Source organism: Rhodovulum visakhapatnamense (genome assembly GCF_004365965.1).
Classification (GTDB): domain Bacteria; phylum Pseudomonadota; class Alphaproteobacteria; order Rhodobacterales; family Rhodobacteraceae; genus Rhodovulum; species Rhodovulum visakhapatnamense.
Genome location: NZ_SOEB01000017.1, coordinates 39467 through 56924 on the forward strand (window position 1 = coordinate 39467; position 17458 = coordinate 56924).

Below are 17458 nucleotides of genomic sequence, written 5' to 3' on the forward strand. Positions count from 1 at the left end.
CCGGCGGCGACTCTGGCATCCGCGTGGGACGCTTTGTGCTGTCTGCCGGCAACCCACCCGTGGTTTTGGCTGGTTCGATCCGCACCGGTCGAAGCGGCCCCGGCCATCGGTCTGGTTCTGCTCGATGCCCTGCCAGTCCTTCTGGACGCGCTTCGCGCGGGAGCGTTTCGCCATGGTTGACCTGACCGAGGAGGAGCGCGCCGCGATCACCGCCACCATGAAGCGCGTGGCGCTGCTGATGGACGAGATCGGCTGGGCCACCCCGCTCGGCGAACTGACCGAGGCGCAGGTGCGCGCGCTGATCGAGGAAGCCGTCGAGGGCTTCCGCGAGGCCATGTCCGACATCGCCCGGGCGCAGACGCCGGAGGTGCCATTTTGACCCTCGATTACAATCGCCGCCCCAGCTTCGCTGACCGGGTCAACGCCGCCGTCGATCGGGCGCTCACCGCCGATCAGGCCACGCGGCCGCCCCGCGACTATCTCGGCGGCTCGCGCCTCGGCCATGCCTGCGAGCGGGCGCTGCAATTCGAGTTCACGGCGACGCCGAAGGACGAGGGTCAGGACTTCAGCGGCCAGTCGCTGCGCATCTTCGCCATCGGGCACGCCCTCGAGGATCTGGCCGTCGCCTGGCTGCGCGGCGCGGGCTTCGACCTATACACCCGCAAGGGCAACCGGCCCGATGGCGGCCAGTTCGGCTTCTCGGTCGCTGGCGGGCGCATCCGGGGCCATGTCGACGGCATCATTGCCGCCGGGCCCGAGGGCTTCGGTCTGGCCGTTCCCGCACTCTGGGAATGCAAGACGATGAACGCGAAGAACTGGCGGGCCTGCGTCAAGGACGGCGTGACGAAATCCAAGCCGGTCTACGCCGCTCAGATCGCGCTCTATCAGGCCTACTTGGAAACCAGCGTGCCCGGCATCTCGGCCGCGCCTGCACTCTTCACCGCGATCAACAAGGATACGGCCGAGCTCCACCACGAGCTGGTCCCCTTCGACGCCGATCTCGCGCAGCGCATGTCGGATCGGGGCGTGCGGATCCTGCAGGCGACCGATGCGGGTGAGCTTCTGCCGCGCGTCGCCACCACACCCGACTTCTTCGAATGCCGCTTCTGCCCCTGGTCCGAGCGCTGCTGGAGGCTGCCGGCATGAGCGACGACGGCATCCTGCACTTCAACCCGTGGATGGACTTCAACCACGGGCCGCCGTCGGAGAACCCTTTCGGCTGCGACCCCGACCCAGAGCAGATCGCCATCTTCCTCGATACGGTCTTCAGTTGGTGCGAGGGGCTGATCCCGCTCCGCGGTTTCGTCGACAAGGGTCAAGGCCGGGACGGCAAGCCGCACAACATCTGGATCCCGGCCGACGACACCGCGACCGAGAAGCTCGCGACCTTCGCCGCGTGGGCGAACCGCGAGGGCGCGGCGGTCTATGTCATTCCCGGCACGGTTGAGGAACAGGGCCAAGCCCGCGCCGCCGACGTGCTGCAGATGCAGGCCATCGTCGTCGATCTCGACGCGGGCGATATCCCGGCCAAGCTGGACCATGTCACCCGCCACCTCGCCGCGCCCACGCTGATCATCGAGAGCGGCGGGCGCACGCCCGAGGGCGCGGCGAAGCTCCATGTCTGGTGGAAACTGACCGAACCCGCCGAGGGCGAGGATCTGGCCACGCTGTGCCGCCTGCGCGGAGACATCGCGGTGAAGGTCGGCGGCGACACGCATTTCCGCTCGGCGCACCAGCCGATCAGGGTGCCTGGCACCGTCTATCACAAGCACGGTCATCAACGCCTCGTGCAGATCCGCGAACATCGAGACGTCGAGGTGGACCTGGAGGATTTCGCCGAGAAGGTCGCTGAGATGCCGCCGCTGCCCGGTGTGGGCTTCGCCAGCGACGTTGCCGCGCCGACCGCGAAGCCCGGCATCGACGCGGTGCTCACCACGCCGGTGCGCGAAGGCGCGGTCGACGACTGGTCCCGTTTCCAGGGGGCCAGCGCCGCCATCGGCCATTACGTTCGTCTGGTGCACGAAGGCCGCCTTGACCCCTTCGCAGGCTGGGAGGCGATCTGCGGCTACAACGCCGCCATGCTGCGCCCGTCCTGGCCGCTCGATCGGCTGATGGCCGAGTCCGAACGGCTCTGGGCGCTGCATGTGAAGCGCAACGGTCCGCCGCTCCTGCGCGCGGCCCGCGTTGATGCCCCGGTCAGCCCGCTGCCGACCTTCAGCCTCGGCGCGCTCCTCGACGACACGAGCCCGATGCCCGAGGACATCATCGGGCCGCGCGTGCTGACCCCGGGCGGGCTCCTCGTGCTGGGCGGTGCGCCCAAGGTCGGCAAGAGCGACTTCCTGATCTCTTGGCTCGTGCACATGGCGGCGGGCGTGCCGTTCCTCGGCTTCACGCCGCCCCGGCCGCTGCGCGTGTTCTATCTGCAGGCCGAGATCCAGTACCACTACCTGCGCGAGCGCATGCAGCAGATCGCGCTGCCCGCCGCCGTGATCGCTGCCGCGCGCGACACCTTCATCGCCACGCCGAAGCTGAAGTTGCTGCTCGACGCGGAGGGCGTCGCCCGCGTGGCCGAGGCGATCCGCGCCGCATTTCCCGACGCGCCACCCGACATCATCGTCATCGACCCGATCCGCAATCTCTTCGACGGCGGACCTGAGGGTGGCGGCGAGAACGACAACACCGCCATGATGTTCTTCCTGAAGGACCGGGTGGAGCTTCTCCGCGAGGCGGTCAATGAGGACGCGGGCGTCATCCTCGCCCACCACACCCGCAAGGCCAGCAAGCACCAGGTCAAGGACGATCCGTTCCTCGCCCTCTCCGGCGCCAGCGCGCTGCGCGGCTTCTACACCTCGGGGCTGCTGATGCACCGGCCCGACGAGGACAGCAGCGTCCGCAGGCTGGAAATCGAACTGCGGAACGGCCCCGCACTGCCGGGCAAGCTGATCGACAAGGTGAAGGGCGAATGGGTCGAGCTGAACCCGATGAACGAGCGCCTGGTGCGCAAGGAGGTCGGCGCCAAACTCGATGCCGAACGGCTGCGCAAGCATGATGTCATCCTCGGCATGCTGCTGGATGAGGCGGCGAGCGAGCGCCTCTACACCGCGATGCAGTTCGCCGAGACCTTCGAGAACCGGGGCGGTCTGGGCAGCAAGCATACGATCCGCGAGCGCCTCAGCGTGCTGGCGACCAAAGGCTTCGTGAAGTTCCTGCGCGATCCCTCGGGGTTCGGCTTCCCCGTCACCCGGTCGCGGTTCGGCTATCTCTGCGTCGAGGGCATGCAGTTCGGCGCGCACGTAGAGCATGTCGATCCAGACACCGGCGAGGTCACCACACCCGCCCGTCCGGTCCTGCCCAGCCACTTCAAATGCCCCCAATCCGGGCTCTGCCTGCAGGTCGAAAACCCCGCCGTCTGGGTCTACCCGGAGGGGCTCGAGGACGACCTCACTCATATGAGTGAGGCCTGACTCATATGACAGCGCCAACTGTGCACTCAACGAAATCAACGGGTTACGGGCAAATAAGAGTTAGGTCCCTGACTCATGCCCGAAGACTTCATGAAGTCTTATTACCTAATGATTTCAGCCACTTGTTCTCCCCGGAACAGTTAGGTGTCAAACCCCCATACTACGTATGGGAGGGCTACCCCACAGGGTTGGCCACTCCTCCCATACGTCCGGGTCAGCCGCGCGCGCCGCCGTGACGGTGTGTTGTGCTTTCCGATCCGACGACGCCGGCCCCGTACCGCCAAGCACCAGACCGCCGTCGTCTTCCACCACCACAGGCCACCGGCAAAGGAGACCCATCATGGCTCAGCCGACTCTGATCCCGAATTGCGACGGCGCAAGGTTTGAATCGCTGCCGCTCGACACACCCCGCAACCGCTGCATCCTCGCGCTCGACCTCGGCACCTCGACCGGCTGGGCGATCCGCGGCCATGACGGCCTGATTACCAGCGGGACCGTCTCGCTGCGCCCCGGCCGCTTCGATGGCGGCGGCATGCGCTACCTGCGCTTCACCAACTGGCTGACCGAGATCGACCGGCTGTCCGGGCCCGTCGCCGCCATCTGGTTCGAGGAAGTCCGCCGCCACGCAGGGACCGACGCGAGCCACATCTATGGCGGGCTGATGGCCACGCTGACTGCATGGGCCGAGCTGCGGGGCGTGCCCTACGAGGGCGTCCCGGTCGGTACGATCAAGCGCCACGCCTCGGGCAAGGGCAACGCCGACAAGGCCGCCATGGTCGCCGCCGTCCGCTCCCGCGGCTTCAGCCCCGCTGACGACAACGAGGCCGACGCCATCGCCATCCTGCTCTGGGCGATCGAGACGAAGGGAGGTGTCGCATGAGATGGCACCCCCATGGCTACGGCGGTCGGCGCCGCGATCCCGAGCAGGTCAAGCGTGAGGGCTGGCGGGAACAGGGCGTCCTCGCGGTCTCCGCCGATGACGACCGCCTCACCTGGCCCGAGCGTGAACTGGTCCGCCAGCTGGGCGAGAAGCTCTACGGCCCGCGCCCGTCCGACAGGGAGGCGCGTCATGGCTGATCGGGAATGGACCGCGGACTGCGTCGCCGATCATTTCGAGGAGGCGTTCCGCACCCTGCGCAAGCTGCCGCCGGTGAAGGCGCAGGGCTATTTCAACACCTGGCCCGACATCGTGCGGACCAGCCGCGAGATCGCGGCGATGGAACCCCAGCCGATGCGGGTCTGGCCCTCGGCCGCTGCGATCACCCGGCTCGAGGAGACCTTCGACTGGGTGCTCTGGATCGAGGAGGCGGAGCGCAAGCTGGTCTGGTCGCGTGCGGCCCGGGTGCCGTGGAAGCAGATCAGCGGCGAGCTGGGGTGCGACCGCACGACCGCCTGGCGTCGCTGGCAGCTGGCGCTGACCAAGATCGCTGCGCGCCTGAATGCGCAGTGACTCCAATATGTTGCAACACTTTTTCCTTCGACATCTGCAACATGATCATGCTATTCCGAAGGCAAGATGGGGAGAGTGCGCTGGAAAGCTCGCTCTCCCCTTTGCGTTGACGGGGCTCTTCTGGACCCCGGTATCCAGCGAGGGTCCGGCGGGGGTCCATCCCACGGCAGTTTCCGGTTCCTTCCTGGCGACATTCGTATGCTGGCGGGCGAAGCGCGCAATATCGCCAGCGTAAGGGCCGATTTTTTGGGAAGCCACCCGGAAGCCGGAGCCACGCGCACCTCGCGCAAACACCAATGAACGCTGGCCTTCCGACCGGAGACCGCCGGTAGCCGCTGGACCCCGCTTGGAGTCCAGCGCGGCATCCGGTGTCCGGAATCCAGCCAGCATCCACCTGAACATCGGAAACCACCCGACCATGACCCTGAGCTTTGCCCCGGATCGGATCGAAACCTGGCCGCTGGCCAAGCTGCAGCCCTACGCGAAGAACGCGAAGGCGCATGGCGCGGACCAAGTCGCGAAGATCGCCGCCAGCATGGCCGAATTCGGCTGGACCGTTCCATGCCTAGTGGCAGAGGACGGCGAACTGATCGCCGGGCATGGCCGAGTGCTGGCAGCGACGCAGCTGGCGCTGACCGAAGCGCCGGTGATCGTGCTGGGGCACCTGACCGATGCGCAGCGCCGCGCATACCGGATCGCGGACAACAAGCTGACCGAACTCGGCACCTGGGACGAGGCGCTGCTGTCGGCGGAACTGAACGACCTGCTGGCCGAGGACTTCGACCTGTCGCTGGTCGGCTTCTCCGACGGCGAGTTGGACAAGCTGCTGGCCTACGTCGCGGAAGACGACGGTGAAGAAGGTGGAGCCGGGGGCTCCGTGCCGCCGGTGACCATCCCCGAACCACCGCGCAATCCGGCGTCACGGCCGGGCGACCTGTGGTTCCTCGGCGACCATCGGTTGCTGTGCGGCGACAGCACCAGCCATGACGACGTGCGCCGCCTGATGAATGGTGAGCGGGCGATCCTGTTCGCGACCGACCCGCCATACCTCGTCGACTACGACGGCTCGAACCACCCGACGCGGAACAAGGACTGGTCGGCGTCCTACGGCACGACCTGGGACGACAGTTCACAGGGCGCGGAGCTCTACGACGGCTTCATTGCGGCAGCCGTGGCGGAAGCCATCACCGAGGACGCCGCCTGGTATTGCTGGCACGCCTCGCGCCGCCAGGCGATGCTGGAAGCCTGTTGGGAGAAGGCGGGCGCCTTCGTCCATCAGCAGATCATTTGGGTGAAGGATCGCGGTGTCCTGACCCGCTCCCACTACCTCTGGAAGCATGAGCCCTGCTTCATGGGCTGGCGCCGCCCGAACCGCCCGCCGAAGGTGGCCGAGCAGACGCTGCCCTCGACCTGGGAGATGCCCAGCTTCGCCAAGGACGAGCGGCCCGATCACCCGACGCCGAAGCCGCTCGACGCCTTCGGCATCCCGATGCGCCAGCATGTCACCCGTGGTGGCCTCTGCTACGAGCCGTTCTCCGGCTCCGGCTCGCAAGTCATGGCGGGCGAGGCCAATGGCCGCCGCGTCTTCGCAATGGAGATCAGCCCCGCCTATGTCGATGTCGCCGTGGAACGCTGGCAGGCCGAGACCGGCAAGGAAGCGGTCCTCGACGGTGACGGGCGGACCTTCGCGCAGGTGAGAACCGAGCGGCTGGGCGACGATGCCGACGCCCGGGCCGATACGCCGGACACGGACGCCGCCCCCGAACCCGCGCGCAAGCGCAAGACCGCCGCATGAAGCAGTCCCGCCTCATGTCGCTGGTCGAGTCCGTCGCCAACGTGATCGTCGGCTACGGCGTCGCCGTGGTCACGCAGATCCTGATCTTCCCGATCTTCGGCCTGCACACGACGCTGGCGCAGAACCTGAAGATGGGCGCCATCTTCACTATCGTGTCGATAGCGCGTTCCTTCGCCCTGCGGCGGGTGTTCGAGGCGATCCGGATGCGGACCGCCAAATGATCGACCGCCGCCCCTGTGGGACGGCGGCCATCAACTTGGCGGGGTCCGGTGCCTCAGGCGGCGGGGAGCTTGTACACGCGCCCCCGGTTCTCGACCTTCTCCGAGGTCACTTCGAGCCCGAGCTTCTTCTTAAGCGCCCCGGCCATCGCGCCGCGCACCGTGTGCGACTGCCAGCCCGTCGCGGCCATGATCTCCTCGATGGTCGCGCCGTGCGGCGCGCGCAGCATGGCGATCAGGGTAGCCTGCTTGGTGCCCTCGCGCGGTGTGCGCGTCTTTGGCGCAGCCTTCGGTTCGGTGGGGGTGTCCGGCGCGGGCTCCATGGTCGGCGCGTCCGTCGCGCCCGCAGGCGCGGTGTTCCCGTCCTCGGGCTCGATCCCGATTGCGGCGAGGCCTGTGTCGGTCGCGACCAGCGTGACGCCTTGGCCGTCGCCGGTCTCGCGCCAGACGGGCTCGCCCTTGCGCGTGTCGGCGTCGACCTCCTCGAGGAAGCCCTTGGCGAGCATCGCGCCGACCACCTTGGCGGCGGCGCCGCCGCGGAGCGAGCCGGGCAGCGGCAGGACGTTGCGGTCCTCACGTTGCGCGGCGGCGCTGAGGATCACGAGCTGGGTATCGGAAAGCTTGGTCATGGGGTCGTCTCCGTGTTCGGGGCCCGCGACATGCGGCGCCTTCTACGACCCCGAGCCGCGCAGGGCGCGCGGCGGGAGTTCCGGCGGTGACGGAGATCAGCGGGTGTGTTCGCCTTCGCCGAAAGCGCTGTCGGTGATGCGCTTCAGGAGGCTGGCGTAGTGTTCGAGGGTGCCGACCATCGCCCAGCCCGCCTCGTCAGGGGCGCAGTTGAAATGGTCGTCGCTGAGCGCCTGCAGGCGGGCGAGCATCTCGTCGATCTCGTCCTTCTTGCCGATGAAGGCGGCGAGTGCCGCTTCCTTGTTCCGGCGCGCCTTCTCGGCGCGGGCCTCAAAGCGCGGGGTGGTGATCGGGTTCAGGCGGGTGGTCATCGTAGTGGCTCCTTGGTGAGTTGCATCGCTTCGTTGGAGTGACGTTCGCTCTGTCCGCCGTGCTTATCAACTCGATAGGCATATGATCTTGAATGATAATCGGAGCCGTCGATGCAGGGCATGAGCGAGCGCCAGTACGCCGCGCATGTCGGGCTGTCGCGGGGCGCGATCCAGAAGGCCAAGGCCGCCGAGCGGCTGGTCCTCTATCCCGACGGCAGCATCAACGCGGCCGCCAGCGACGCCAGACGTGCCGAGACGACCGACCCGTCCAAGACCCGCAAGCCGCCCACGCCGAAGCTGAAGCCCGTCCCCGAGGCGGCCGTGGCCGCTGTTGGCGACACGCTGCGTGAACAGGGGCTGGCAGTCCCGGCCGTCGGCGGCGGCACGACCTTCCTGCAGGCGAAGACCGCGAACGAGGTGCTGAAAGCGCAGGAGCGGCGCATCCGGCTGCAGAAGCTGAAGGGGGAGTTGATCGAGCGGGCGCGCGCGCTGGCGCTGGTGTTCCGCCTGGCGCGGGAGGAACGGGACGCGTGGGTGACCTGGCCTGCGCGCGCGGCGGCGCTGATGGCGGCCGAACTGTCAGCCTCGTGCGCCGACGTGACCGGCCAGCAGATCACCGTGGAGCCAGCCGCGATGCAGAAGGTCCTGGAGAAACATGTACGCGCCCACCTCGACGAACTCGCCGAGGTCCGGCCCGACTTCCGGTGACGATGATGGCCTGATCGACTTCGACGGCGCGGGCGAGATCCTCCGCGCCTGGGGCAACGGGTTGCGGCCCGACCCGGACCTGACCGTTTCGGAATGGGCGGACCGGCACCGGATGCTCTCGGGGCGGGCTTCAGCCGAACCGGGGCGGTATCGCACCGTGCGCACGCCCTACATGCGCGAGATCATGGACCGGCTGAGCCCCGGCGATGCCACACAGCGGATCGTGTTCATGAAGGCGGCGCAGGTCGGCGCGACCGAAGCGGGCAACAACTGGATCGGGTTCGCGATCCACCAGGCGCCGGGTCCGATGCTGGCAGTCCAGCCGACCGTGGAACTCGCCAAGCGCAACTCGCGCCAGCGGATCGACCCGCTGATCGACGAAAGCCCCGAGCTGCGGGAGCGGGTGAAGCCCGCGCGATCCCGCGACGCGGGCAACACGATGCTGTCGAAGGAATTCGCGGGCGGCATCCTGATCATGACGGGCGCCAACTCGGCCGTGGGGCTGCGCTCCACACCGGCGCGGTACATCTTCCTCGACGAGGTCGACGCCTATCCCGCCTCGGCCGACGAGGAAGGCGATCCGGTCACGCTCGCCGAGGCGCGCTCCCTGACCTTCGCCCATCGGCGCAAGGTGCTGCTGGTCTCAACGCCGACGATCCGGGGGCTGTCGCGCATCGAGCGGGAGTTCGAGGCCTCCGACCAGCGCCGGTACTTCGTGCCGTGCCCGCATTGCGGCGCGATGCAATGGCTGAAGTTCGACCGGCTGCGCTGGCAAAAGGGCCGCCCGGAGACGGCCGAGTATCACTGCGAGGGCTGCGACGCGGCAATCGCGGAACACCACAAGACGGCGATGCTGGAGGGCGGCGAATGGCGGGCGACCGCCACGGCCGCCGATCCGACCACGGTCGGGTATCACCTTTCGGCGCTCTATTCGCCGATCGGCTGGCTGAGCTGGGAGCGGATCGTGCGGTCATGGGAAGCAGCCCAAGGGTCGGACGAGGCGATCAAGGCGTTCCGCAACACGATCCTCGGCGAGACATGGGTCGAGACCGGGGAAGCGCCCGACTGGCAGCGGCTCTACGACCGGCGCGAACGCTGGAAATCCGGCACGGTGCCAGCAGGCGGGTTGTTCCTGACAGCCGGAGCCGACGTGCAGAAGGACCGGATCGAGGTCGATGTCTGGGCCTGGGGTCGCGGCTTGGAAAGCTGGCTCGTCGATCACGTCGTCATCGAGGGCGGGCCCGACCGGCACGACGCCTGGTCGGAGCTGACCGCGCTGCTGGACAGGTCCTGGCCGCACGAGCGCGGCGCGCATCTCAGGATCGCGCGGCTCGCCATCGACACGGGCTACGAGGCCCCGGCGGTCTATTCCTGGTCGCGAGCGCAGGGGTTCGCACAGGTGTCGCCGGTCAAGGGCGTCGAGGGGTTCAACCGCTCGAGCCCGGTATCTGGCCCGACCTTCGTCGACGCGACCGAGGGCGGCAAACGCCTGCGGCGCGGGGCGCGGCTCTGGACCATCGCGGTGTCGACCTTCAAGGCCGAGACCTACCGGTTCCTGCGGCTGGCGCGGCCGACCGAGGAGGAGATGGCCGACGGGGCGGCGTTCCCGCCCGGGTCGGTGCATCTGCCGCATTGGGTCGAGAACGAATGGCTGAAGCAGTTCGTGGCCGAACAGCTGGTAACGGTGCGCACGAAGCGCGGCTTCGCCCGGCTGGAATGGCAGAAGCTGCGCGAGCGCAATGAGGCGCTGGACTGCCGGGTCTATGCCCGCGCCGCCGCCTGGATCGCAGGCGCGGATCGCTGGCCCGACGAGAAATGGCGCGACCTCGAGGATCAGCTCGGGGCGGCCCCCACCGATACCGATCCCGCCGGGCAGATCAACCGGCAGGGACAGGCCCCGCAGGGCAAGCGCCGCTCCGACTGGCTCGGACGGCGCGGAGGATGGTTCTGAACATGACCGACTGGACGGAAACCGAGCTCTCGGCGCTGCGCCGGGCCTATGCCAGCGGCACGACCCGGGTCAGCTATGACGGCAAGTCGGTGGACTACGGCTCGGCCGAGGATCTGCTGGCGCGCATCCGGACCATCGAGCGCGCCATCGCGGGAACGACCCGGCCGCTGCCGGTGGCCGGGCTCGCCGGCTTCTCGCGCGGGGACCGGTGATGTCGGCGACCTGGTTCGATCACGCCATCGCCACGGTGGCGCCGCGCATGGCGGCCCGCCGCGTGATGGCGCGTCAGGCCTTCGAGACCCTGACGCGCGGCTATGACGGCGCATCGAAGGGGCGGCGGACCGAGGGCTGGCGCGCACCGGGATCCTCGGCCGACACCGAGATTGGCGTCGCCGGGGCGCTGCTGCGCGACCGGATGCGCGATCTGGTGCGCAACAACCCGCATGCGGCCAAGGCCGTGGCGGTGCTGGTCAACAACATCATCGGCGCAGGGATCATGCCGCGCGCCGCGAGCGGAGACGACAAGCTGGACCGCAAGGTCGATGCGCTCTTCGAGCGCTGGACGGCGGAGTGCGATGCCGATGGTCAGCTCGACTTCTACGGTCTGCAGACGCTGATCTGCCGCGAGATGCTCGAGGCGGGCGAGGTACTGGTGCGTCGAAGGCTGCGGCGGGCGAGCGACGGTCTGCCGGTGCCGCTGCAATTGCAGGTGCTCGAGGCCGACTTCCTCGACGCCACGAAATCCGGCGCCCTCGGCGCAGGCCGCCTTGTCCAGGGGATCGAGTTCGACCCGGTGGGCAAGCGCCGGGCCTACTGGCTGCATGCCGAGCACCCGGGCGACGCCTATGGGGCGCTGCAGAACGGTCTGCAGAGCCGCCCGGCCCCGGCGAGCGAGATCGCCCATGTCTATGAGAAGCAGCGCACGCAGGCGCGCGGGGTTCCCTGGGGCGCGCCGGTCATACGGTCCCTGCGCGATCTCGACGATTACGAGGTGGCGGAACTGGTCCGCAAGAAGACCGAGGCCTGCGTCACCGCCATCGTCTTCGGCGACGACGAGGCGCAGCAGGGCATCGCGCCGTCCGTGGTCGACGCCGACGGCAATCGGGTGGAGCAGTTCGAGCCCGGGCTGATCGCCTATGCGCGCGGCGGCAAGGACATCCGCTTCAACCAGCCCTCCGCCACCGGTGGCTATGGCGAATACAAGCGCGCGAGCCTGCACACGATCTCGGCCGGGTTCCGGGTGCCCTACGAGTTGCTCACCGGCGATCTCAGCCAGGTCAACTATTCTTCGATCCGTGCCGGGCTCGTGGAGTTCCGCCGCCAGATCGACGCGGTGCAGTGGCAACTGTTCATTCCGATGTTCTGCGCGCCGGTCTGGCGCTGGTTCACGGAGGCCGCTTGGGCGGCGGGACAGATCCCGTCGCCGACCGTGCCGGTGGAATGGTCGCCCCCGAAGTTCGAGGCGGTCGATCCGCAGAAGGACGCGATGGCGAACCTGCTTTCGATCCGCTCCGGCACCATGACGCTGGCCGAGGTGATCGCCCGGCAGGGCCGCAACCCCGACGCGGTGCTGGCCGAGATCGCCGCGACCAACGCGAAGCTCGACGCGCTGGGGCTGGTGCTCGACAGCGATCCGCGGCGCGTGACCAAGACCGGCAGCGCGCAGACCAACGACCCGGCCGCCGACGAACCGGCCAACGACCCCTCCGCCGGCGCGGACAATGACCCGGCGCAGGCCGACCAACAGGACTGACCTTCATGGACACGATGATCGAACTGCCGGCCATGCGCCGGTCGGCGGAGCTTGCGCCGAACACCGCCGATGCCGACAGCCGCACCGTCGAGGTGGTCTGGTCGGCCGGGGCCCGCGTGCGGCGCGCCACCTTCTTCGGCGAGCCCTATGACGAGGAACTGAGCCTCGATCCCGCCCATGTCCGGCTCGACCGGCTGAACGCGGGCGCGCCGTTCCTGAAGGTGCACGAGCTCGACACGCTCGACGCGGTGATCGGCTCGGTCGTGCCGGGCTCGGCCCGGATCGAGAACGGTCGCGGCATCGCCTTGGTCCGGATCAGCGAGCGTGCCGATGTCGAGCCGATCTGGCGCGACATCCAGGCGGGGCACATCCGCGCCGTCTCCATCGGCTACCAGGTCCACCGGTTTGATATCTCGAAGCCTGATGGCGCCCGCGAGCTCTGGCGCGCGGTGGACTGGACGCCCTTCGAGGTCTCCGCCGTCGCGGTCGGAGCCGACCCAGCAGCGGGCTTCCGCGCCCAGCACCCCCTTCACGACTGCGTCCTCCACCGCCGGGACGCCCCTTCCACCACGAAAGGACCGATCCCGATGACGGACACGACCCAGACCCCGGCGAGCGACGCCGCAACCCCCGCCAACACCCAGCCGACCGCGCCGGTCGAAACCGAGGACACCCCCATGACCGAGCCGAAACCGGCTGCGCCCGACCCGAAGGTCGCGGCCAGCGAGACGCGCAGCCAGAAGACGCAGGTAACTCCCGCGCCCGATACCGAAGTGGTCGCCACCCGCGCCCGCGAGGCCGAGCGCGACCGCGTCTCCACCATTTACGATCTGGCCGGGCGGCTGAACCTCGAGCGCGGCTTCGCCGAGGATCTGGTCAAGCGCGGCGTCAGCATCGACGAGTCCCGCCGACTGATCCTCGACCAGGTCGCCGCGAAATCCGACGAGACCCGGAACTTCCCCCATGTCTCCGTCCCGCTCGGCGGCCGAGACGAGTGCATCACCCGCCGTGACGCGGTGGCGAACGCACTGCTGCACCGCTACAGCCCAACGCTGTTCCAGCTCGAGGACGCCGCGCGCCAGTATCGCGGCATGACGCTGCTGGAGCTCGCCCGCGAAAGCCTCGGCAATGCCGGGGTCAACACGCGCGGCCTGTCGCGTGACGAGGTGGCGACGCGCGCGCTGCACTCGACCTCGGACTTCCCCGAGATCCTGTCGGCCGTCACCAACAAGACGCTGCGGCAGGCCTACGAGGCCTATCCCCGCACCTTCATGCTGTTCTGTCGCCAGGTGCTGGCGACCGACTTCAAGGCGATGCATCGCGTCCAGCTCGGCGAAGCCCCGCAGCTGCTCGAGGTCGGCGAAAGCGGCGAGTTCAAGCGCGGCACGCTGGGCGAGAGCAAGGAGAGCTACAAGGTCAAGACCTATGGCCGGGTGGTCGCCATCACCCGTCAGACGCTGATCAACGACGATCTCGACGCCTTCACCCGCATCCCGGCGATGTACGGCAACTCCATCGCCCAGCTGGAGTCGGACGTGGTCTGGGGCATCATCACCGCCAACCCGGCGATGGCCGACGGCAATGCGCTCTTCCACACCACCCACAAGAACCTGGCAGGCACCGGCGCGGCGCTCGATGTCAGCAGCGTCGGAGCGGCGCGCGCGGCGATGGCCAAGCAGACCGGCCTCGACAAGAAGACGGTGCTGAACGTCCGGCCTGCCTTCCTGATCGTGCCGGCCTCACTGGAACTGAAAGCCGAACAGCTGGTGGCCCAGAACCTCGTGCCCGCCGCGACGTCCAGCGTGGTGCCGCAGTCGATCAGGACGCTGGCGCCGATCAGCGAGCCCCGGCTCGACGCCGCCAGCGAGACCGCCTGGTATCTGGCGGCCAGCCCGAACCAGATCGACACCATCGAGTACGCCTATCTCGAGGGCCAGCAGGGCGCCTATATCGAGACGCGCAACGGCTTCGACGTCGACGGGGTCGAGATCAAGTGCCGCCTCGACTTCGGAGCCAAGGCCATCGACTGGCGCGGCCTCTACAAGAACCCGGGCGCGTAAGGCGCGCTTCCTGAACCCTGACACACGGGCGGTCCTGACGGGCCGCCCTTCGTCTTTCCACGAGGATCCCCATCATGAAAACCTACGTCCAGCCCGGCAACACCATCACCCTGACCGCGCCCTATGCCGTCGCCTCCGGCGATGGCCTGCTCGTCGGCTCCATCTTCGGCATCGCCGCGGGTGCCGCCGCCATTGGCGAGCCCGTCGAGACCGCGCTCGTCGGCGTGTTCGACATCACCAAGGTCGGCTCCCAGGCGTGGACGGTTGGCGCCAAGGTCTATTGGGACGACACCAACAAGCGCACCACGACCGTCGCGACCGACAACACCCTCATCGGCGCGGCCGTCGAGGCGGTGGCGAGCGGCGCCGGCGACACCATCGGCCGGGTGCGCCTGAACGCGACGTTCTGATGTCGGCCTTCGCCGCCGCCATCGGCGCGCTCTTCGCCGATCCGAACATCGGCCGGGACGCGGTCTACATCGCCGACGGCGGTACACCCGTGCTGGTGCGTGCCGTCGCCCGTCGCGCCGACGCGGTCACCGACTTCGGCGACGCGCGGCTCTGGTCCGAAACCACCCGGATCGACCTGCGCGTGGCCGAGGTGGCGAACCCGCGTCCCGGCGACCGCATCGAGATCGACGGCGACGCCTTCCTCATACAGGGCGAGCCGGTCCGCGACCGCGAGCGGCTGGTCTGGACCGTCGACCTGAGGCCCGCGTGAAACTGAAGCTCGACATCGATCCCGACATCGTCGCGATGATGGCGGCCGAGGTCGCGGCGGGTGAACGGGCCGTCACCGCCGCCATTCGCGAGGCCGGGACTGGGCTGAAGACGGCGTGGCGGTTGCAGATCACCGGCGCGGGGCTTGGTACACGGCTCGCCAACTCGATCCGGAGCCAGAACTTCCCGAGGTCGGGCGAGAGCCTTGAGGCTGCGGCGCTGGTCTGGTCGAAGGCGCCGGTAATCGTCGGTGCGCATGACACCGGGCCGCTGATCCGATCGAAGAACGGGTTCTGGCTGGCGATCCCGCTGCCCGCGGCGGGCAAATCCCTGCGCGGCGGCCGGATCACCCCCGGTGAATGGGAGCGGCGACGCGGCCTCCGCCTGCGTTTCGTCTATCGCCGGACGGGCCCCAGCCTGCTGGTCGCCGAGGGGCGGCTGAACACGAAAGGCCAGGCGGTGGTGTCGCGGTCGAAGACCGGGCGCGGAAAGGTCACTGCGCCGATCTTCCTGCTGGTGCCGCAGGTCAAGCTGCCGAAGCGGCTGGATCTGGCGCGGGATGCAGACCGGGCGTTGGACAGCGTGCCGGGGCTGATCGTGGCGAACTGGGTGGGGGGTAGGTTGTGATCGCATCGATGCGCAATCTTGCTCGGCAGCCACGAAACCGACGGCTCGGGTTACCCCGCGCAGCACGACAGCTTCGCGACATCCTTGTCGAAGGTCTGCGCGGCGAGCTTCAGCCCCTCTACCGTGGTCAGATAGGGGAAGATCGTCTCGCCGAGCGCCTTTGTCGTCATGCCGAACTTGAGCGCCATGGCGAGCGTCTGGACACTGTCGGCTCCCTCCGGCGCCATGATCACGCCGCCCAGGAGGCGGTCGGTCGCCCGGTCCGCGACGAGCTTGATCAGGCCGCGCGTGTCGCGGGCGGCGAGCGCGCGGGGCACGTTGTCGAGCGTCAGCACACTGGTCTTGACGTCATGACCCGCGGCGCGCGCCTGCGCCTCGGTCAGCCCGACGCCGGCGACCTGCGGATCGGTGAACACCACCCACGGCATCGCGGCGTTGTCGTAGCGCTCCGCCCCGCCCAGAACGGCGTTGCGGGACGCGAGCTTGGCGCCATAGGCGGCCATGTAGACGAACTGGTCGCGGTCGGTCACATCGCCCGCCGCGAAGATGCCGGCCTTCGTGGTCTGCATGTCGTCGCCCACCCGGATCGCGCCACGCGCGTCGGTCTCGACGCCCATCTCCGCGAGGCCCAGCCCCTCGGTGTTGGCTGCGCGTCCCTTCGTCAGGACGAGGCGGTCGGCCGTCAGATCGCGGTCTGCGCCGTCCACCGTCACCGTCAGGACCGCACGGGCCCCGTCGCGCCGTGCGGCGTCGTAGGTCGCGCCATCGACAACCGCGACGCCCTCGGCGCGCAGCGTCTCCGTCAGCGCCCGGGACACCTCCGGCTCTGTGCGCGGCAGCAGGCGCGAGCGGCAGACAATGGTGACGCGGGTGCCCATCCGCGCCATCATCTGCGCCAGCTCCACGCCGATGTAGCCGCCGCCGAGGAAGATCAGGCTTTCGGGCAACCGGTCCAGCTCCAGCAGCGACGTGCTGTCGAGCGTTGGTGCGTCCTGGATCCCAGGGATGTCGGGCACGGCGGGTCGGCCACCGGTCGCGACGATCACCTTGGGAGCCGTGATCCTGCGCCCGCCGACCTCGACCCCGCCGAGGACGAGACGCGCCGGACCCTCGTCGAGATAGGTCACACCGCCGTAGCCCGGCAGCAGATCGGCGTACTTCTTCTGGCGCAGTGTCGCGACAAGATCGTCCTTGGCCGCAATCAGCGCCGACCAGTCGGCGACCTGCGCCTCGCTGTTCAGGCCCGGGAACCGATGTGCTGTCTGCGCACCGTGCAGGGCTTCCGCGGCCCGGATCATCGTCTTGGAGGGCACACAGCCCACGTTCACGCAGGTCCCGCCGATGGTGCCATGGCCGATCAGCGCGACGCGCTTGCCTCCCTCGGCGGCGGTGATCGCGGCCGAGAACCCGGCCGATCCGGCGCCGATCACGGCAAGGTCGAAATCGCCCTTGGGCGCGCAGCAATCGTCTTTCATCAAGTCATCCATCCGTTCGAGTGGTCTGGCGCCGCTGCCGTCTCCAGACCGCGTACACGGTCAGCGCGACGAAAAAGGCGAGCGCGGGCAGCAGAACGTAGTCGAGCCAACCCAGCCAGGCCGACAGGCCCACGGCACCCAGAAGCACCACCAGCACCGGAGTGAAGCAGCAGAGCGCCGCGATGACGGTGCCGACGATCCCTGTCGCGATCAGCTTGCGGTCGGACTGCTCGGTCATC

20 protein-coding genes are annotated in these 17458 nt (G+C 68.7%); 16 read left to right on the top strand and 4 right to left on the bottom strand.

Annotated elements, in window-relative coordinates; genetic code table 11:
• Positions 1–172 precede the first annotated feature (172 nt).
• From EV657_RS14690 to EV657_RS14725, 8 genes are all read left to right on the top strand, one after another.
• A complete protein-coding gene (locus EV657_RS14690) occupies positions 173–379 on the top strand; it encodes a DUF6511 domain-containing protein (protein WP_062563779.1) in 207 nt (68 codons plus the stop codon).
• Positions 376–1146, top strand: a complete 771-nt coding sequence (locus EV657_RS14695; RefSeq protein ID WP_134078600.1) for a PD-(D/E)XK nuclease family protein — start codon at positions 376–378, stop codon at positions 1144–1146. Before EV657_RS14690 ends, EV657_RS14695 begins: the two co-directional genes overlap by 4 nt.
• Positions 1143–3464 carry an AAA family ATPase gene (locus tag EV657_RS14700; RefSeq protein WP_243837645.1) on the top strand — a complete coding sequence of 774 codons (2322 nt, stop codon included), beginning with the start codon at positions 1143–1145 and terminating at the stop codon, positions 3462–3464. Before EV657_RS14695 ends, EV657_RS14700 begins: the two co-directional genes overlap by 4 nt.
• 340 nt (positions 3465–3804) lie before the next feature.
• Positions 3805–4344, top strand: a complete 540-nt coding sequence (locus tag EV657_RS14705) for a crossover junction endodeoxyribonuclease RuvC (protein WP_228189155.1) — start codon at positions 3805–3807, stop codon at positions 4342–4344.
• The gene (locus EV657_RS14710; RefSeq protein ID WP_071796301.1) at positions 4341–4541 is read left to right on the top strand and encodes a hypothetical protein; all 201 of its coding nucleotides are present in this window, start codon (positions 4341–4343) and stop codon (positions 4539–4541) included. Before EV657_RS14705 ends, EV657_RS14710 begins: the two co-directional genes overlap by 4 nt.
• A complete protein-coding gene (locus EV657_RS14715; protein WP_099649490.1) occupies positions 4534–4914 on the top strand; it encodes a DUF6362 family protein in 381 nt (126 codons plus the stop codon). The genes EV657_RS14710 and EV657_RS14715 overlap by 8 nt, the downstream gene beginning before the upstream one ends.
• 418 nt (positions 4915–5332) lie before the next feature.
• Positions 5333–6709 carry a site-specific DNA-methyltransferase gene (locus tag EV657_RS14720; protein WP_134078603.1) on the top strand — a complete coding sequence of 459 codons (1377 nt, stop codon included), beginning with the start codon at positions 5333–5335 and terminating at the stop codon, positions 6707–6709.
• Complete coding sequence (locus tag EV657_RS14725) at positions 6706–6930, top strand: DUF7220 family protein (RefSeq protein WP_134078605.1); 225 nt, start codon at positions 6706–6708, stop codon at positions 6928–6930. Before EV657_RS14720 ends, EV657_RS14725 begins: the two co-directional genes overlap by 4 nt.
• Positions 6931–6983: 53 nt before the next feature.
• Here EV657_RS14725 and EV657_RS14730 read toward each other — a convergent pair whose 3' ends face one another.
• Together EV657_RS14730 and EV657_RS14735 are read right to left on the bottom strand one after the other, a co-directional pair.
• Positions 6984–7556 (bottom strand): DUF3489 domain-containing protein, encoded by a 573-nt coding sequence (locus EV657_RS14730; RefSeq protein WP_134078606.1) that lies wholly within the window; start codon positions 7554–7556, stop codon positions 6984–6986.
• A gap of 96 nt (positions 7557–7652) precedes the next feature.
• Positions 7653–7925: a hypothetical protein gene (locus EV657_RS14735; RefSeq protein ID WP_134078608.1), complete on the bottom strand. Its 273-nt coding sequence runs from the start codon at positions 7923–7925 to the stop codon at positions 7653–7655.
• 111 nt (positions 7926–8036) lie between these two features.
• On the opposite strand from EV657_RS14735, the gene EV657_RS14740 reads away from it, so the two are divergent.
• From EV657_RS14740 to EV657_RS14775, 8 genes are all read left to right on the top strand, one after another.
• Positions 8037–8633 (top strand): hypothetical protein, encoded by a 597-nt coding sequence (locus EV657_RS14740; protein ID WP_134078609.1) that lies wholly within the window; start codon positions 8037–8039, stop codon positions 8631–8633.
• Entirely contained in the window at positions 8581–10584 is a 2004-nt protein-coding gene (locus EV657_RS14745) for a phage terminase large subunit family protein (RefSeq protein WP_134078611.1), read from the top strand. Before EV657_RS14740 ends, EV657_RS14745 begins: the two co-directional genes overlap by 53 nt.
• Positions 10585–10586: 2 nt before the next feature.
• Positions 10587–10796, top strand: coding sequence for a phage head-tail joining protein (locus EV657_RS14750; protein ID WP_028030714.1), 210 nt, complete (start codon positions 10587–10589; stop codon positions 10794–10796).
• Positions 10796–12337: a phage portal protein gene (locus tag EV657_RS14755; RefSeq protein WP_134078612.1), complete on the top strand. Its 1542-nt coding sequence runs from the start codon at positions 10796–10798 to the stop codon at positions 12335–12337. The genes EV657_RS14750 and EV657_RS14755 overlap by 1 nt, the downstream gene beginning before the upstream one ends.
• Before the next feature lie 5 nt (positions 12338–12342).
• On the top strand, positions 12343–14397 hold the full coding sequence (locus tag EV657_RS14760; RefSeq protein ID WP_134078614.1) for a prohead protease/major capsid protein fusion protein: 2055 nt from the start codon (positions 12343–12345) through the stop codon (positions 14395–14397).
• Between the two features lie 74 nt (positions 14398–14471).
• The gene (locus tag EV657_RS14765; protein ID WP_062563543.1) at positions 14472–14807 is read left to right on the top strand and encodes a DUF2190 family protein; all 336 of its coding nucleotides are present in this window, start codon (positions 14472–14474) and stop codon (positions 14805–14807) included.
• Positions 14807–15118: a head-tail joining protein gene (locus EV657_RS14770; protein ID WP_062563544.1), complete on the top strand. Its 312-nt coding sequence runs from the start codon at positions 14807–14809 to the stop codon at positions 15116–15118. Before EV657_RS14765 ends, EV657_RS14770 begins: the two co-directional genes overlap by 1 nt.
• Entirely contained in the window at positions 15115–15744 is a 630-nt protein-coding gene (locus EV657_RS14775; protein WP_062563545.1) for a DUF6441 family protein, read from the top strand. Before EV657_RS14770 ends, EV657_RS14775 begins: the two co-directional genes overlap by 4 nt.
• Positions 15745–15794: 50 nt before the next feature.
• On the opposite strand, the gene merA is transcribed toward EV657_RS14775, so the two are convergent.
• Positions 15795–17219, bottom strand: a complete 1425-nt coding sequence (gene merA, locus EV657_RS14780) for a mercury(II) reductase (protein ID WP_243837646.1) — start codon at positions 17217–17219, stop codon at positions 15795–15797.
• 4 nt (positions 17220–17223) lie between these two features.
• Positions 17224–17457, bottom strand: a complete 234-nt coding sequence (gene merF, locus EV657_RS14785; protein WP_123644184.1) for a mercury resistance system transport protein MerF — start codon at positions 17455–17457, stop codon at positions 17224–17226.
• Position 17458: the final 1 nt, after the last annotated feature.

Excerpts from the sequence above, each read along its gene's own strand:
- EV657_RS14720 (WP_134078603.1), top strand. The coding sequence starts at position 5,333 with ATGACCCTGAGCTTTGCCCCGGATCGGATCGAAACCTGGCCGCTGGCC.
- EV657_RS14710 (WP_071796301.1), top strand. The coding sequence starts at position 4,341 with ATGAGATGGCACCCCCATGGCTACGGCGGTCGGCGCCGCGATCCCGAG.
- EV657_RS14745 (WP_134078611.1), top strand. The coding sequence starts at position 8,581 with ATGTACGCGCCCACCTCGACGAACTCGCCGAGGTCCGGCCCGACTTCC.
- EV657_RS14725 (WP_134078605.1), top strand. The coding sequence starts at position 6,706 with ATGAAGCAGTCCCGCCTCATGTCGCTGGTCGAGTCCGTCGCCAACGTG.
- EV657_RS14700 (WP_243837645.1), top strand. The coding sequence starts at position 1,143 with ATGAGCGACGACGGCATCCTGCACTTCAACCCGTGGATGGACTTCAAC.
- EV657_RS14705 (WP_228189155.1), top strand. The coding sequence starts at position 3,805 with ATGGCTCAGCCGACTCTGATCCCGAATTGCGACGGCGCAAGGTTTGAA.
- merF (WP_123644184.1), bottom strand. The coding sequence starts at position 17,457 with ATGACCGAGCAGTCCGACCGCAAGCTGATCGCGACAGGGATCGTCGGC.
- EV657_RS14715 (WP_099649490.1), top strand. The coding sequence starts at position 4,534 with ATGGCTGATCGGGAATGGACCGCGGACTGCGTCGCCGATCATTTCGAG.
- EV657_RS14730 (WP_134078606.1), bottom strand. The coding sequence starts at position 7,556 with ATGACCAAGCTTTCCGATACCCAGCTCGTGATCCTCAGCGCCGCCGCG.
- EV657_RS14755 (WP_134078612.1), top strand. The coding sequence starts at position 10,796 with ATGTCGGCGACCTGGTTCGATCACGCCATCGCCACGGTGGCGCCGCGC.
- EV657_RS14690 (WP_062563779.1), top strand. The coding sequence starts at position 173 with ATGGTTGACCTGACCGAGGAGGAGCGCGCCGCGATCACCGCCACCATG.
- EV657_RS14760 (WP_134078614.1), top strand. The coding sequence starts at position 12,343 with ATGGACACGATGATCGAACTGCCGGCCATGCGCCGGTCGGCGGAGCTT.
- EV657_RS14740 (WP_134078609.1), top strand. The coding sequence starts at position 8,037 with ATGCAGGGCATGAGCGAGCGCCAGTACGCCGCGCATGTCGGGCTGTCG.
- EV657_RS14770 (WP_062563544.1), top strand. The coding sequence starts at position 14,807 with ATGTCGGCCTTCGCCGCCGCCATCGGCGCGCTCTTCGCCGATCCGAAC.
- EV657_RS14765 (WP_062563543.1), top strand. The coding sequence starts at position 14,472 with ATGAAAACCTACGTCCAGCCCGGCAACACCATCACCCTGACCGCGCCC.
- EV657_RS14735 (WP_134078608.1), bottom strand. The coding sequence starts at position 7,925 with ATGACCACCCGCCTGAACCCGATCACCACCCCGCGCTTTGAGGCCCGC.
- merA (WP_243837646.1), bottom strand. The coding sequence starts at position 17,219 with ATGAAAGACGATTGCTGCGCGCCCAAGGGCGATTTCGACCTTGCCGTG.
- EV657_RS14750 (WP_028030714.1), top strand. The coding sequence starts at position 10,587 with ATGACCGACTGGACGGAAACCGAGCTCTCGGCGCTGCGCCGGGCCTAT.